The following is a 14,089-nucleotide window of genomic DNA, read 5'->3' on the forward strand; positions in this document are numbered from 1 at the left end:
ACGCCTACCTGGTGGAGAAGGCGTACACCGTCGCCGAGCGGAACACCTCGCCCGGCCGCAGCACCGTGCTCGGGAACTCCGGCCGGTTCGGGGAGTCGGGGAAGTGCTGGGTCTCCAGGGCGATGCCGTCGCCGGGCGCGCAGGGCTCGTCGAGGTGGTCGGCGGTGTAGAGCTGCAGTCCCGGCTCGGTCGTCGACACCGTGAGGACCCGGCCGGACGCCGGGTCGTGCAGCTCGGCCACCTCCACCGGGGACTCGGTCACGCCCTTGTCGAGGACGTAGTTGTGGTCGTAGCCCGCGCCCACCTTGCGCGCCGCGCGGAAGTCGAACCGGGTGCCCTCGACCGGCTCCACGCCGACCGGGATCATGTCCCCGTCCACGGACGTGAACCGGGAGGCGGCGATCCGCAGTTCGTGCCCGCCCGCGTTGCCCGCCCCGGACCCGGCGAGGTTGAAGTAGCTGTGGTTCGTCAGGTTCACCACGGTCGGCGCGTCCGTCACCGCCTCGTACGCGATCCGCAGCGCCCCGCCGTCCTCCAGCGTGTACGTCGCCGACACCTCCAGCCGGCCCGGGAAGCCCTCCTCGCCGTGCCCGGCGACCCGGCTCAGCCGCACCCCGTGCTCGACCGGCTCCGCGTCCCACACCCGCTCGTCGAAGCCGCGCTCCCCGCCGTGCAGACAGTTCGGGCCGTCATTGCGCGGCAGCGCGTACGTCCGCCCGTCCAGCGTGAAGCGGCCGCCCGCGATCCGGTTGGCGTACCGCCCCACCAGGGCCCCGAAGTACGGCCCCGGATGCGCCGGGTAGCCGTCCAGGTCGGCGAACCCCAGCACCACGTTCCCGGCGGCCCCGTCCCGGTCCGGCACCTCCAGCGACTGCACGATCCCGCCGTACGTCAGCACCCGCACCCGCACCCCGGCCCGCTCCAGCGTCCAGCGGTGCACGGCCGTTCCGTCGGGAAGTGTGCCGAAGAGTTCGTTCATGTGCGGAACCCTAAATCACGGGGTTCTCGCCGTGACGGCCCGGTACGCGATCTCGGCCAGCCGCGCCTGGCCGTTCACGCTCGGGTGGAACCAGTCCCAGCGGCTCAGCTGGTCCGTCCCGAACCGGTACGCGTACACCGCGCCCTCGTCGGACCGGCACCGCCGATCCTTCGCGCAGACCTCCCTCAGCACCGCGTTGTAGTCCTCCACCCGCTTCTGCACCGTCTCCCGGCGCAGGGTGGCGGCCGCGTCCAGCGCGTCCGCGTCCCCGAGCATCGAGGGGCAGATGCCCAGCTCCCACACCTGCTTGCCCAGCGCACTGGTCCGCCCCTGCGACCACAGCCGCTTCAGGTCCGGCACGCTCGCCACATACACCTGCGCCTTCGGCAGCGCCCCGCGCAAGGTCCGCATCGCCTCCTCGAACTGCGCCCGGAAGTCGGCCACCGGCGTCATCGCCGCGGTGGTGGCCCGGCAGGCGTCGTTCGCCCCCGCCAGCACCGTGACCAGCTCCGGCCTGCGGGTCGCCGCCTGCGCCATCTGCCCGGGCAGGTCCGCCATCCGGGCCCCGGTCACCGCATAGTTCCAGCTCCGCCCGGCCGCCCGCGACTCGCCCAGCAGCCGTACGGCGAGACTGTCCACCTTCTCGCTGCTGCCGGTCGCCCACGACACCTCGGGGCAGTCCGAGAGCACCGAACAGGCGTCAAAACCGGTGGTGATGGAGTCCCCGACGGCCGCGACCGACTCCGGGCTGCGGTCCCACACGGGGGTCGGCTTCGGCTTCACGCGCTGCGCGTCCGTCCCCGACGGCCCCGGCGAGTTGCCCCCCACGGCATCACAGCCGGTGAGGCCCAGGACGGCCGCGGACAACACGGCGAGCACGGCTCGTGAGCGGCGACCGGTCTTCCGCATCCGCTGCTGATCCCCTCGCTCGTCGGCTACTGCTCCCCTCCCCATACAACGCGTGGGAGTTCCCGAGCGCGCGCGAGGCGACGGATCCACCCCCCACAGGGGTCCTGCCGGGTGAATGGCGGGCGTTTCCCGGCACCGGGACCGACGGTACGTCACACTCCTTGCGCCGCCGCACGGTAGCCTCGCCATCAGCGTGGCTGCCCGGCCACTGCCGTCCGCAGTTCGCAAGATGTCCCGCTCTGCCCGGAGGTCCCGGTGACGACACGTGGAGTTCTGTACGTGCACTCCGCGCCGCGCGCGCTGTGCCCGCACGTCGAGTGGGCCGTCGCCGGGGTGCTCGGCACACGCGTCAGCCTCGACTGGATCCGGCAGCCCGCCGCGCCCGGCACCTGGCGCTCGGAGTTCTCCTGGAAGGGCGAAGTGGGGACGGCCTCCAAGCTGGCGTCGGCCCTGAGAGGCTGGCACCTGCTGCGCTTCGAGGTCACCGCCGAGCCCTGCCCCACCGCCGAGGGCGAGCGCTACAGCTGCACCCCCGACCTCGGCATCTTCCACGCCGTCACCGGCATGCACGGCGACATCCTGATCCCCGAGGACCGGCTGCGCGCCGCGCTGCTGCGCAGCCAGCGGGGGGAGACGGACCTGGAGGCCGAACTGCTCAAGCTCCTCGGCAAGCCCTGGGACGACGAACTGGAGCCGTTCCGGTACGCGGGCGAGGGCGCCCCGGTGCGCTGGCTGCACCAGGTGGTCTGAGACCCGGACACCCTCTGAGACCCGGACACCCGAAGGGCCCCCGCCTCACGAGGCGGGGGCCCTTCGGGTTCGTACCGGCGCCGCTCAGACCGTGCGGAACGCCAGCACCACGTTGTGCCCGCCGAAGCCGAACGAGTCGTTCAGCGCGGCGATGCGGCCCTCGACCGGCAGCTTGCGGGCCTCGCCGCGGACCACGTCCGCGTGGGCCTCGGCCTCGGGGTCGAGGTTCTCGACGTTGATGGTCGGCGGCGCCACCCGGTGGTACAGGGCGAGCACGGTCGCGACGGTCTCGACACCGCCCGCGCCGCCGAGCAGATGCCCGGTCATCGACTTGGTCGCGGACACCGCGATGTGGTCGGCGTCGTCGCCGAACACCTTCCGCAGCGCCTTCAGCTCGGCGATGTCACCGGCCGGCGTCGAGGTGGCGTGCGCGTTGACGTGCACGATCTCCGACGGCGCGAGGTCGGTGCGGTCCAGCAGGTTCTGCAGGGCGTGCGCGATGCCGCGGCCCTCCGGCTCCGGCTGCACGATGTCGTGGCTGTCGGCGGAGACGCCCTGGCCGACCGCCTCGGCGTACACCCGCGCCCCGCGCTTGGCGGCGTGCTCGGCGGACTCCAGGACGACCACGCCGGCGCCCTCGCCGAGGACGAAGCCGTCACGGTCGACGTCGTAGGGACGCGACGCGCCCTGCGGGTTCTCGTTGTTCTTGGACATCGCCATCATGTTGCCGAACGCGGCGATGGGCAGCGGGTGGATCGCCGCCTCGGTGCCGCCGGCGACGACCACGTCGGCACGGCCGGAACGGATCATCTCGATGGCGTAGCCGATGGCCTCGGCGCCCGAGGCGCACGCGGAGACCGGCGTGTGCACGCCCGCGCGGGCGCCCACGGCCAGGCCCACGTTCGCGGAGGGGCCGTTCGGCATCAGCATGGGGACGGTGTGCGGGGAGACGCGGCGGACGCCCTTCTCCTTCAGCACGTCGTACTGGTCGAGCAGGGTCGTCACGCCGCCGATGCCGGAGGCGATGACGGCACCGAGCCGGTCGGGGTCGACGTTGCCGTCCTCACCCGCCTTGTCGGTGAACCCGGCGTCGGCCCAGGCCTCCTTGGCCGCGATCAGCGCGAACTGCGCCGAGCGGTCCAGACGGCGGGCCTGCGGGCGCGCGATCACCTCGGTCGGCTCCACGGCGACCGGCGCGGCGATGCGGACGGCCTGGTCGGCGGCCCACTCCTGCTCCAGGGACTTGACACCGGAACGTCCGGCGACGAGGCCCTCCCAGGTAGAGGCCGCGTCGCCACCCAGCGGTGTGGTTGCGCCGATACCGGTGACGACCACGGTGCGATTGGTCGAGCTCACGGGAATTCTTTCTCCAACGGGATACGAGGATTCAGCGGCGCCACCGCCGGGTGGCGGGGCCGGGCACGTCCGGCCTAAGCGGAAACTCAGGCCTGGTGCTTGAGGATGTAGTCGGTCGCGTCGCCGACCGTCTTGAGGTTCTTCACGTCCTCGTCCGGGATCTTGACGTCGAAGCGCTCTTCGGCGGCGACGACGACCTCGACCATGGACAGGGAGTCGACGTCCAGGTCGTCGGTGAAGGACTTGTCCAGCTGGACGTCCTCGACCGGGATGCCGGCGATCTCGTTCACGATGTCGGCGAGACCGGCGACGATCTCTTCCTGAGTGGCGGCCATGTGAGGCGCTCCTTCTTAGTGATCCAGAGGGTTTGGCAGTCCCCGCCGCGGAAGCGGCGGGTAAGTACAGCCGTGCCGGATCGCATGATCCGGCACGGAGTGCCTAGGGGAGGGTAACGACAGTGGCGGCGTACACGAGACCCGCCCCGAAGCCGATGACGAGCGCGGTGTCGCCGCTCTTGGCCTCGCCGGTCGCCAGCAGCCGCTCCATCGCGAGCGGAATGGAGGCGGCCGAGGTGTTGCCGGTGGTGCGCACATCGCGGGCGACCGTGACGTGCTCCGGCAGTTTCAGCGTCTTCACCATCGAGTCGATGATCCGCTCGTTGGCCTGGTGGGGAATGAAGACGTCCAGGTCGTCCGAGCTGATCCCGGCCGCGTCCAGCGCCTGCTGGGCGACCTTCGCCATCTCGAACACGGCCCAGCGGAACACCGCCTGGCCCTCCTGCGTGATCGCAGGGAACTTGTCGACCTCGCCGGTGCGGTAGTCCGTCCACGGCACGGTCTGCTTGATCGTCTCGGACTTGTCGCCCTCGGAACCCCAGACGGTGGGGCCGATGCCCGGCTCCTTGGCGGGGCCCACGACGACCGCGCCCGCGCCGTCGCCGAACAGGAAGGCCGTCGCGCGGTCCTCCAGGTCGGTCAGGTCGCTGAGCCGCTCCACGCCGATGACGAGGACGTACTCGGCGCTGCCCTCGACGATCATGCCCTTGGCGAGGGTGAGGCCGTAGCCGAAGCCCGCGCAGCCGGCCGAGATGTCGAACGCGGCGGCCTTCGCGGTGCCGAGCTTGTCGGCGATCTCGGTGGCCACGGCCGGGGTCTGCTTGAAGTGCGAGACGGTCGAGACGATCACGCCGCCGATCTGCTCGGCGGAGATCCCGGCGTCGGCGATCGCCTTGCCGGACGCCTCGATCGACATGGCGGCGACGGTCTCCTCGTCGGAGGCCCAGTGCCGGGTCTCGATGCCGGAGCGGGAGCGGATCCACTCGTCGGACGAGTCGATCTTCTCGAGGATCACCTCGTTGGGCACGACCCGGGTGGGGCGGTAGCCGCCCACACCGAGGATCCGCGCGTACGGGGCGCCCTTGCTGGGCCTGATCTTCGACATGCTCTTCGGGCTCCTTGTCAGCCGCTGTGCTCTGCGATGAGCTCGCGAGCCGCGTCGAGGTCGTCGGGGGTCTTCAGGGCGAGCGTCTTCACACCGGGCAGCGCGCGCTTGGCGAGGCCGGTCAGGGTGCCGCCGGGGCACACCTCCAGCAGCGCGGTGACGCCGAGCTCCCTGAAGGTCTCCATGCACAGGTCCCAGCGGACCGGATTGGCGACCTGGCCGACCAGCCGGTCGAGCACCTCGGCGCCGGTGGCGACGGTCCGGCCGTCCTTGTTGGAGACGTACGGGACCGTCGGGTCACCCGCGGAGAGCGCCTTGGCGGCCTCGGCGAGGGTGTCCACGGCGGGTGCCATGTGGTGCGTGTGGAAGGCGCCGGCGACCTTCAGCGGGACGACCTTGCGCACGCCCTCGGGCTTGTCCTCGGCGAGCGCGGCGAGCTGCTCCATGGTGCCCGCGGCCACGATCTGCCCGGCGCCGTTGATGTTGGCCGGGGTCAGGCCGAGCTTCTCCAGGTGCGCCACGGAGATGTCCGGGTCGCCGCCGAGCAGCGCCGACATCCCGGTCTCGGTGATCGCGGCGGCCTCGGCCATGGCCAGGCCCCGCTTGCGGACGAGGGTGAGGGCGGCGGTGTCGTCCAGCACGCCCGCGAAGGCGGCGGCGGTGATCTCACCGACACTGTGGCCCGCGACGGCGCCCGGGGTGACGGCACCCAGTGCCGCGGCGGAGAGGATTCCGGCGGCGACGAGGAGCGGCTGGGCCACGGAGGTGTCCCGGATCTCGTCCGCGTCGGCCTTGGTGCCGTAGTGGACGAGGTCGAGGCCGACGGCGTCGGACCAGCCGGCGACGCGGTCGGCGGCGCCGGGCAGGTCGAGCCAGGGAGTCAGGAAGCCGGGCGTCTGGGCGCCCTGGCCGGGAGCGACGAGTACGAGCACTCTCACACTCTCTCTTGGGGACGGCCACGGCCGCCCGTGGGGACAAGGACGAAGAACAGCAGGGGGTTTTGTGGAACCCCGACAAAACCCTACGACTGGAGATCGCCGTCGACCAGACGCCCCAGGATGAGCGCGATCCGCAGCGTGAACGCGGAACGTACATCGGAAGGCGACCACCCGGTGACGTCAGTCACACGTCGAAGCCGGTAGCGCACGGTGTTGGGATGGACGAACAGCATCCGGGCGGCGCCCTCCAGGCTGCTCGCCTGCTCCAGGTAGACGGCGAGGGTCTCCAGGAGCGCGGACCCGGCCTCCTCCAGCGGTCTGTAGATCTCCTCCACCAGCTGCTCGCGCGCACTGGGATCCCCGGCGATGGCACGTTCCGGAAGCAGGTCGTCCGCCAGGACCGGGCGCGGCGCGTCCTGCCAGGCGGAACAGGCCTTGAGGCCGGCCGCGGCGGCCTGCGCGGAGCGGGTGGCGGCCAGCAGATCGGGCACGATGGGCCCGGCCACGACGGGTCCGGCGGCATAAGGGCCGATCAGCGACTTGGCGACGGCGAGCGGATTGTCGCTGCCGCCGGCGATGACGACGAGCCGGTCGCCGAGCACCCCGGTGAGCACCTGGAGCTTGGCGTGCCGGGCGGCGCGCCGGATGGCCTCCACCGTCAGCTCGGAGTCCCCGTCGGGGGCGGTCCCGAGGACGACGCACACATGCTCGGGGGAGTTCCAGCCGAGGGCGGCGGCCCGGGACACGGCGCCTTCGTCGGCCTCGCCGCTGAGCACGGCGTTGACCACCAGGGACTCCAGGCGGGCGTCCCAGGCACCGCGTGCCTCGGCGGCCTGGGCGTAGACCTGGGCGGTGGCGAAGGCGATCTCCCGGGCGTAGACGAGCAGGGCCTCGCGCAGCACCGACTCGTCGCCCGGGGCCGCCACCTCGTCGATGGCGGACTCCATGACCTCGATCGTCGTCCGCACCATCTCGACGGTCTGCCGCAGGGTGATCGCCCGGGTCAGCTCACGCGGGGCGGTGCCGAACACGTCGGTGGAGATGGCCTGCGGGGCGTCGGGGTGCCGGAACCACTCGGTGAAGGCGGCGATGCCGGCCTGCGCCACGAGACCGATCCAGGAACGGTTCTCCGGGGGCATGGCCCGGTACCACGGCAGCGTCTCGTCCATGCGCGTGATCGCTTGCGCGGCGAGGCTGCCGGAGGACTTCTCCAGCCGCTTCAGGGTGGCGGGGTGCGGGTGGGCGGCGTGCGCTGCGGCTTCGGGCTCGTGGGCTTCGGGTTCGGGCACGGGGACAAGAGTGCCTTATCCGGACGGGAGCGTGCGCTGGCGGGGTCTACGGTGGGATCCGTGATGGACGTACGGCGCGCCGACGAGCGCTACCCAGGCGGCGACCCGGCGGCAGGAATCGACTCCCGGCACGCCTTCTCCTTCGGCCCGCACTACGACCCCGGCAACCTCCGCTTCGGCACGATGATCGCCTGCAACGAGGAGCGGCTGGCCCCCGGAGCGGGCTTCGACGAGCACCCGCACAGCCACACCGAGATCGTCACGTGGGTCGTGGAGGGCGAGCTGACCCACCGCGACTCCACGGGCCACGAGACGGTCGTCCGTCCCGGGGACGTGCAGCGGCTGAGCGCGGCGGCGGGCGTCCGCCACGTGGAGCGCAACGACGGCACCGTCCCCCTCACCTTCGTCCAGACCTGGCTGGCCCCGCTGGCCCCGGGCGGCGACCCGGCGTACGAGATCGTCCACGGCATCGCGGACTCCACGCCGTACGCGATCCCCGAGGCCGGAGCGATGCTGCACGTCCGCCGCCTGGCCGCGGGGGAGCGCACCGCGGTCCCGGACGGGGCGTACGTCTACGTCCACGTGGTCCGCGGCGAGGTACGGCTGGCCGGGCAGACGCTGGGGGCGGGGGACGCGGCGCGGATCAGCGGGGCGAAGGACGTGGAGGCGGTCGGTTTGACGGGCGCGGAGCTGCTGATGTGGGACATGGCCGGTTAGCGCAGCTCGGCCAGGACCGCGTCGGTGAGTTCCGGCCACACCTGCACCGCCCAGGGCCCGAACGCCCGGTCCGTGAGCGCCACGCACGCCGCCCCGGCCGCCGGGTCGATCCACAGGAAGGTGCCGGACTGGCCGAAGTGGCCGAAGGTGCGCGGCGAGGAGGAGGAGCCGGTCCAGTGGGGGGACTTGCCGTCGCGGATCTCGAAGCCGAGGCCCCAGTCGTTCGGGTTCTGGTGGCCGTACCCCGGAAGCACGCCCTTCGTGCCCGGGTACTGCACCGTCATCGCCTCCGCCACCGTCCGCGGGTCCAGCAGCCGCGGCGCCTGCACCTCCGCCGCGAAGCGGGCCAGGTCGTCCACCGTGGAGACGCCGTCCTTCGCCGGAGAGCCCTCCAGGGACGTCGACGTCATCCCCAGCGGCTCCAGCACCGCCTGCCGCAGGTACTCCGCGAACGGGATGTCCGTGGCCTTCGCGATGTGGTCCCCGAGCTGCTCGAAACCGGCGTTGGAGTACAGCCGCCGCTCCCCGGCAGGAGCCATTACCCGGTGTTCGTCGAAGGCCAGGCCCGAGGTGTGGGCGAGGAGGTGACGGACCGTCGAGCCGGCCGGACCCGCCGGTTCGTCGAGCTCGACCGCCCCCTCCTCGTACGCCACCAGCGCGGCGTAGGCCGCCAAGGGCTTGGTGACCGAGGCGAGCGGGAAGCGGTGCGCGCCCGGACCGTGCGACCCGAGGACCGTTCCGTCGGCCCGTACGACGGCCGCGGCGGCGGTGGTGACCGGCCAGTTGTCGATCAACGCGAGGCTCTTCATGGCACCGAGCCTAAAGGGGCTCAGAGCATCAGCCGCATGAAGGGGTCCGGCGTACGCCCGAAGCCCAGCGAGGCGTACAGCGGCTCGGCGTCGGGGGAGGCCGTGAGGTCGACCTGGCCGACGCCCCGCTCGCGGAACCACTCCAGCAGTGCCTCCATGCAGGCGCGGGCGTAGCCGCGGCGGCGGGCGTCCGGATCGGTGGCCACGCTGAAGACGTATCCGGACACTCCGCGCGGGTTGGCCGGCTTGCCGATCCGGTACTCCACCGTCCCCGCCACCAGCGCCGCGAGGGCGCCCGGCCGGTCCGGATGATCGACGACGAAGGCGGCGAAGCCGCCGTCCGGCTCGGCCAGCCGCGCCCGCAGGCCCGCCAGCCCGGCCGGGTGCCAATCGGTGGAGGTGTCGGCTCCGGGCAGCGAATCGATCATCACCTGGCGCAGCCGGAGCACCTCGGCGGCGTCCTCGGCGGTGGCACGGCGTACGAGACTCATGGCCGGCACGCTAGTCACGGCGATCACGTCATGTCCCGTGGTTTTCTGCCCTGTTCCGCTTGCTTGGAGTGCACTCGAAGGCCATAGCGTTGAGGCCATGACGGTGATGGAGACCACGGGCACCCAGGCCGACACCTGCGCGGGACCGCCGCAGTCCGACCGGCGCCCGGACGGCCAGGACAGCTACACGATCAGCGAGGTCGCCGCGCTCACCGGCCTGACCGCGCACACCCTGCGCTGGTACGAGCGCATCGGCCTGATGCCGCACATCGACCGCTCGCACACCGGCCAGCGCCGCTACAGCAACCGCGACCTCGACTGGCTCGACCTCGTCGGCAAGCTGCGGCTGACCGGTATGCCGGTCGCCGACATGGTCCGGTACGCCGAGCTGGTGCGCGAGGGCGACCACACCTACGGCGCGCGCTACGAACTGCTGGAGGAGACCCGCCGGGACGTCCTGGCCCGGATCGCGGAACTCCAGGACACGCTCGCCGTGCTCGACCGCAAGATCGCTTTCTACGGCGACGCCGGGCGCGCCCTGGCGTCGGAGAGGCCCCGATGACCGAGAACAGCACGATCGCGACCGCACGCCTGGGCGACACCGGCCCCGAGACCGGGGTCCAGGGCCTCGGGTGCATGGGCATGAGCTTCGCCTACGGCCCCTCGGACGCGAAGGAGTCCAGGGCCACCCTGGAACGGGCCCTGGAACTGGGCGTCACCCTGTACGACACGGCGGACGCCTACGGCGCCGGCGAGAACGAACGCTTTCTGTCCCCCTTCTTCAACGCCCACCGCGACGAGGTCGTCATCGCGACCAAATTCGCCCTGTCGATCCCGCCGGACGACCCGACGCGCCGGATCATCCGCAACGACGCGCCCTACGTCCGCCAGGCCGTCGAGGCGAGCCTGAAGCGCCTGGACGTCGACGTCATCGACCTCTACTACATGCACCGCCGGGACGTGAACGTCCCCATCGAGGAGACCGTCGCCGTCATGGCCGAGCTGGTGCGCGAGGGCAAGGTCAAGCACCTGGGCCTGAGCGAGGTCACCGCCGCCGAACTGCGGGCCGCGCACGCCGTGCACCCGATCGCCGCCGTGCAGTCGGAGTGGTCGCTGTTCAGCCGGGACATCGAGGCGCAGGTGGTGCCGGCGACCCGGGAGCTGGGCGTGGCGCTGGTGCCGTACTCCCCGCTCGGCCGGGGCTTCCTCGCGGGCTCCTTCGGCTCCGCCGACAAGGACCTCACGGCCGACGATTTCCGCCGCGCGCAGCCCCGCTTCACCGGCGAGAACGCCGCGGCGAACGCGGCCCTGCTGGCGCCCATCCGCGAGATCGCCGACTCCCACGGCGCCTCTCTGGGCCAGATCGCCCTGGCCTGGGTGCAGCAGCAGGCGACGGTCCACGCCCTCCCGGTCGTCCCGATCCCGGGCACCCGCAAGCCGAGCCGGGTGGAGGAGAACACGGCGGCCACCCGGATCGTCCTGACGGAGGAGGAACTGGGGCGGCTGGAGCCGATCGCGGAGCGGGTGGCGGGCGACCGGTACGCGGACATGACGTTCACGTCCGCGGGACGCGCGTAGTTCTTTACAGCTCGGCCAGCAGCTCGGCCTTCTTGGAGGAGAACTCCTCGTCGGTGACGAGCCCGGCCTCGTGCAGCTCCCCGAGATGGCGGATCCGCTCGGCGATGTCGGCGGGGTCCCGGCGCGGCGCGGCCACCGCCGGGACGGCCGGCCCCGCCGAGCGCACCGCGGCGAGCACGGCCGCGGCGAACGGCAGCGACTCGTGCACCGGCCCGTATCCCAGCCCGAACACCACGGCGGCCGGGTCCTGGTCGACCTGCGCGGGCGGCGCGGCCACGTCGCGCCGCAGCAGCCGCAGATGCCCCTCGAAGACCTCGGGGGAGCGCCACTCGACCCCGCTCAGGTCGCCGATCGTGAAGGACTGGTCCCCCGCCTTCCACTTCGCGGAGGACGCGCCCGTCCAGAACCAGCGGAACGCCACCGTCCGCCCGTCGAAGGACGCCTTCGCGTCGTAGGCCTTGAAGGACCGCGGGGCCTCCGGCGCCGCCACCAGGAACCGGTCCGCCGGACCGGACTCCTTCAGCTGCGCCCGCAGTTCGTCGGCGTAGTACTCGGCGAGCGTCTCCCGCTCGGCCGGCAGCACCAGCCGGTACGGATCGCAGCCTTCCTTCAGCTGCCCGCCGGCCGCCTCCATCAGCGGATCGGCCCCGGCCCTCGGCTCGGCGCGCAGCACCACGGTCCCGCGTCGGCCGGGCGTCAGCGTCACCGCCGAGATCGCCGCCAGCGGCACCCGCCGCTCCCCGAGCGCCTGGAACAGCTTGGGTGTCCGAATCCCCCGTTCGTAACGGATGAGCACGGAGTCGGACTCGAACTCCCAGGCGGCATGAAATCCGGCCAGTACGTCACCCATGCGGCTCATCGTATGCGGCACGAGCTCCTCCGTCGCCTCCCCGCGCAGACCGTAGTTTCTGCGCCCTCTACGCGCGTCCGACCGGTGTGGTGCCGGACAAACCCTCCCGGCAGGCTTCGTCATCGCCCGCGCAGGCCACCGCGTCGTACGCGCCGACCCCGATCTGCGCGAGGTTGCGCACGCTGTCCGTGCCGGGCTCGAAGTACCCGCTGTGCCCCTCGGCCTCCCGTGCCGACAGCACCCGCGCCCCGAACGCCGAGGACATCGGATCCGCCCCGTGCCCGAGCCCGCCGAGCTCCAGGTACGGCACGTCCTGCACCCAGTCGTCCGCGTCCCGCATCGCCCACACCCGCGCCGAGGTGCCCAGGTTGGCCGCCTTCGCCACGCGCATGCCGGGGCTGCCCGCCACCGCGATGTCCGCGACCCGGCCGGGCAGCGTCCGCGCCGCGACCCCGCACACCACCGAGCCGTAGCTGTGGCAGAACAGGGAGACCGGCGAGCTGCCGGGCAGCGCCCGCACCAGCGCGTTCAGCCGTACGGCGCCGCCGTGGGCGCGCCCCGCCGTGGCCGAGTCGAGGCCGAGGCCGCCGGGGGCGGTGTAGTCGGCCCAGGCGATCACGGCCGTACGCGTCGACGGGTCCGCCCGGCGCTCGGCCGCGTACAGCGACTTCGCCATGCCGACCGGCGCCGAGTACTTGCGGTAGGTGCGCTGGAAGGTGAGCACATCGGTGTCGACGCCGGGGACGACCACCGAGACCCGCTCGGCCCGGTCCAGGTTGCCGAAGACCTCGGCGACCCGGCCGGAGCCCGCCGGGTCGAAGGCGAGGATGCGCCGGCCGGGGCTCATCAGGGCCTCGTAGCGGTCCATCCGGCGGCCGGCCTCGCGCTGTCCCGCGGGCGTGAGCCGGCTGTCGTGCAGGCGTTTGCGCTCCGGCTTGCGGGCCTGCGCCAGCGCGAGGCGGTTGGCGCGGTAGCGCAGCCGGACCGGGGCGCCGTTCATGTTGCCCACCGCGAGCGGATAGCGGCGCACCAGGGCGGTGCGCTGGTCAGCGGTGAGCGAGGCGAAGAAGCGGGTCAGCCGGGCCGGGGCGGAGTCCGTGTCCGGCAGCTCGCGGCCGCCGATCCGGCCGTGCTCCCAGGCGGAACGCGAGACCTCGAGCGCGGGCGTGGGGCGCTGGTCGCGCAGCGCGGTCCAGCCGGTGGTCGCCAGCATGACGAACACCACGGCCAGCGCGAGCAGAACGCGCCACACGTTCAGTTGCGGGGACGTGTCGAAGGAAGTCACTGGGAGGACACACTAGGAGAACGAACGTGTCTCGCGGTAACCGAGTGACGGGGATCACGTTTTGCGCCAGCTCTGGGTGAGAGCGGGCTCCACCTGCTCCAGATAGGCGACGGTCAGCGCCCGGATGCCCTCCAGGCTGACGTCCTCGCTCATGCTCCACTGCCGCCCGGTGACCCGCATGACCCCGCCGAACACCGCGACCGCGAGCCGGGGCCGCGGATCGGCGTCCACGTCGACGCCCTCCCGCTCGGCGAGCACCCGCGCGATCCGCTCCTCGGTCTCCGCCGAGCGCCGCAGATGCGCGGCGAGCAGCGCGGGCGTCGCCTCCATCACCCGGTACATCCGCAGATACAGCTCCACCGGCACCACGGACTCGATGACCTCGTGCAGCCCGTCCCAGCCCTCCACCACGGCCTGCCGCAGCGCCCGCATCGGCGCCTCCCCGGCCGGCCGCAGCCGCACCGCCTCGACGTAGTGCGCCTCCGCCATCTCCTGTACGGCGAAGGCGGCCTCCTCCTTGTTGGTGAAGTAGCGGAAGAAGGTGCGCTGGGAGACCTCGACGGCGTCGGCGATGTCGTCGACCGTCGTCTCGTCGTATCCGCGGGTGGTGAACAGCTCCAGGGCCGAGCGCAGCAGTGCGTCACGGGTGCGCTGCTTCTTGCGGTCACGCAGTGTTTGCATATCCGTCAGTTACTGAC

The 14,089-nt window shown here is 72.3% G+C and carries 16 protein-coding genes; 4 read left to right on the forward strand and 12 right to left on the reverse strand.

What is annotated here, in order from left to right:
* Positions 1–4: 4 nt before the first annotated feature.
* Positions 5–979, reverse strand: a complete 975-nt coding sequence (locus M8H82_RS31680) for an aldose epimerase family protein (protein WP_250078541.1) — start codon at positions 977–979, stop codon at positions 5–7.
* Between the two features lie 15 nt (positions 980–994).
* The gene (locus M8H82_RS31685; RefSeq protein WP_250078542.1) at positions 995–1,888 is read right to left on the reverse strand and encodes an SGNH/GDSL hydrolase family protein; all 894 of its coding nucleotides are present in this window, start codon (positions 1,886–1,888) and stop codon (positions 995–997) included.
* A gap of 255 nt (positions 1,889–2,143) precedes the next feature.
* On the opposite strand from M8H82_RS31685, the gene M8H82_RS31690 reads away from it, so the two are divergent.
* Positions 2,144–2,638, forward strand: a complete 495-nt coding sequence (locus M8H82_RS31690) for a DUF3145 domain-containing protein (RefSeq protein WP_250078543.1) — start codon at positions 2,144–2,146, stop codon at positions 2,636–2,638.
* A gap of 84 nt (positions 2,639–2,722) precedes the next feature.
* On the opposite strand, the gene fabF is transcribed toward M8H82_RS31690, so the two are convergent.
* The 5 genes from fabF to fasR form a co-directional block, all read right to left on the reverse strand.
* The gene (gene fabF / locus M8H82_RS31695) at positions 2,723–3,994 is read right to left on the reverse strand and encodes a beta-ketoacyl-ACP synthase II (protein ID WP_250078544.1); all 1,272 of its coding nucleotides are present in this window, start codon (positions 3,992–3,994) and stop codon (positions 2,723–2,725) included.
* An 86-nt stretch (positions 3,995–4,080) separates the two neighbouring features.
* A complete protein-coding gene (locus M8H82_RS31700) occupies positions 4,081–4,329 on the reverse strand; it encodes an acyl carrier protein (protein ID WP_015660680.1) in 249 nt (82 codons plus the stop codon).
* Positions 4,330–4,432: 103 nt separating this feature from the next.
* The gene (locus tag M8H82_RS31705; protein ID WP_250078545.1) at positions 4,433–5,434 is read right to left on the reverse strand and encodes a ketoacyl-ACP synthase III; all 1,002 of its coding nucleotides are present in this window, start codon (positions 5,432–5,434) and stop codon (positions 4,433–4,435) included.
* A 17-nt stretch (positions 5,435–5,451) separates the two neighbouring features.
* Entirely contained in the window at positions 5,452–6,366 is a 915-nt protein-coding gene (locus M8H82_RS31710) for an ACP S-malonyltransferase (RefSeq protein WP_250078546.1), read from the reverse strand.
* 89 nt (positions 6,367–6,455) lie between these two features.
* Positions 6,456–7,661: a fatty acid biosynthesis transcriptional regulator FasR gene (fasR, locus tag M8H82_RS31715; RefSeq protein ID WP_250078547.1), complete on the reverse strand. Its 1,206-nt coding sequence runs from the start codon at positions 7,659–7,661 to the stop codon at positions 6,456–6,458.
* 63 nt (positions 7,662–7,724) lie between these two features.
* Here fasR and M8H82_RS31720 point away from each other — a divergent pair, with 63 nt between their 5' ends.
* Complete coding sequence (locus M8H82_RS31720; RefSeq protein WP_250078584.1) at positions 7,725–8,378, forward strand: pirin family protein; 654 nt, start codon at positions 7,725–7,727, stop codon at positions 8,376–8,378.
* On the opposite strand, the gene M8H82_RS31725 is transcribed toward M8H82_RS31720, so the two are convergent.
* Together M8H82_RS31725 and M8H82_RS31730 are read right to left on the reverse strand one after the other, a co-directional pair.
* The gene (locus M8H82_RS31725) at positions 8,375–9,187 is read right to left on the reverse strand and encodes a serine hydrolase (protein WP_250078548.1); all 813 of its coding nucleotides are present in this window, start codon (positions 9,185–9,187) and stop codon (positions 8,375–8,377) included. The genes M8H82_RS31720 and M8H82_RS31725 overlap by 4 nt on opposite strands.
* A gap of 20 nt (positions 9,188–9,207) precedes the next feature.
* The gene (locus M8H82_RS31730; RefSeq protein WP_250078549.1) at positions 9,208–9,678 is read right to left on the reverse strand and encodes a GNAT family N-acetyltransferase; all 471 of its coding nucleotides are present in this window, start codon (positions 9,676–9,678) and stop codon (positions 9,208–9,210) included.
* Positions 9,679–9,775: 97 nt separating this feature from the next.
* On the opposite strand from M8H82_RS31730, the gene M8H82_RS31735 reads away from it, so the two are divergent.
* Complete coding sequence (locus tag M8H82_RS31735; RefSeq protein ID WP_250078550.1) at positions 9,776–10,240, forward strand: MerR family transcriptional regulator; 465 nt, start codon at positions 9,776–9,778, stop codon at positions 10,238–10,240.
* Positions 10,237–11,256: an aldo/keto reductase gene (locus M8H82_RS31740; RefSeq protein ID WP_250078551.1), complete on the forward strand. Its 1,020-nt coding sequence runs from the start codon at positions 10,237–10,239 to the stop codon at positions 11,254–11,256. The genes M8H82_RS31735 and M8H82_RS31740 overlap by 4 nt, the downstream gene beginning before the upstream one ends.
* 4 nt (positions 11,257–11,260) lie before the next feature.
* Here the strand turns inward: M8H82_RS31740 and M8H82_RS31745 are convergent, their stop codons facing one another.
* From M8H82_RS31745 to M8H82_RS31755, 3 genes are read right to left on the reverse strand one after another with little or no spacing between them, the layout of a single operon-like run.
* Positions 11,261–12,115: a DUF4429 domain-containing protein gene (locus M8H82_RS31745; protein WP_250078585.1), complete on the reverse strand. Its 855-nt coding sequence runs from the start codon at positions 12,113–12,115 to the stop codon at positions 11,261–11,263.
* A 58-nt stretch (positions 12,116–12,173) separates the two neighbouring features.
* On the reverse strand, positions 12,174–13,391 hold the full coding sequence (locus M8H82_RS31750; protein WP_250078552.1) for an alpha/beta hydrolase: 1,218 nt from the start codon (positions 13,389–13,391) through the stop codon (positions 12,174–12,176).
* Positions 13,392–13,445: 54 nt separating this feature from the next.
* Positions 13,446–14,072 (reverse strand): TetR family transcriptional regulator, encoded by a 627-nt coding sequence (locus M8H82_RS31755; protein WP_250078553.1) that lies wholly within the window; start codon positions 14,070–14,072, stop codon positions 13,446–13,448.
* Between the last annotated feature and the right edge of the window lie 17 nt (positions 14,073–14,089).

It is taken from the genome of Streptomyces sp. YS415, assembly GCF_023544665.1.
Lineage (GTDB): Bacteria > Actinomycetota > Actinomycetes > Streptomycetales > Streptomycetaceae > Streptomyces.

Coding starts and splice junctions, on each gene's coding strand:
- M8H82_RS31680 (WP_250078541.1), bottom strand. CDS start 979: ATGAACGAACTCTTCGGCACACTTCCCGACGGAACGGCCGTGCACCGC.
- M8H82_RS31685 (WP_250078542.1), bottom strand. CDS start 1,888: ATGCGGAAGACCGGTCGCCGCTCACGAGCCGTGCTCGCCGTGTTGTCC.
- M8H82_RS31700 (WP_015660680.1), bottom strand. CDS start 4,329: ATGGCCGCCACTCAGGAAGAGATCGTCGCCGGTCTCGCCGACATCGTG.
- M8H82_RS31705 (WP_250078545.1), bottom strand. CDS start 5,434: ATGTCGAAGATCAGGCCCAGCAAGGGCGCCCCGTACGCGCGGATCCTC.
- M8H82_RS31720 (WP_250078584.1), top strand. CDS start 7,725: ATGGACGTACGGCGCGCCGACGAGCGCTACCCAGGCGGCGACCCGGCG.
- M8H82_RS31725 (WP_250078548.1), bottom strand. CDS start 9,187: ATGAAGAGCCTCGCGTTGATCGACAACTGGCCGGTCACCACCGCCGCC.
- M8H82_RS31730 (WP_250078549.1), bottom strand. CDS start 9,678: ATGAGTCTCGTACGCCGTGCCACCGCCGAGGACGCCGCCGAGGTGCTC.
- M8H82_RS31735 (WP_250078550.1), top strand. CDS start 9,776: ATGACGGTGATGGAGACCACGGGCACCCAGGCCGACACCTGCGCGGGA.
- M8H82_RS31740 (WP_250078551.1), top strand. CDS start 10,237: ATGACCGAGAACAGCACGATCGCGACCGCACGCCTGGGCGACACCGGC.
- M8H82_RS31745 (WP_250078585.1), bottom strand. CDS start 12,115: ATGAGCCGCATGGGTGACGTACTGGCCGGATTTCATGCCGCCTGGGAG.
- M8H82_RS31755 (WP_250078553.1), bottom strand. CDS start 14,072: ATGCAAACACTGCGTGACCGCAAGAAGCAGCGCACCCGTGACGCACTG.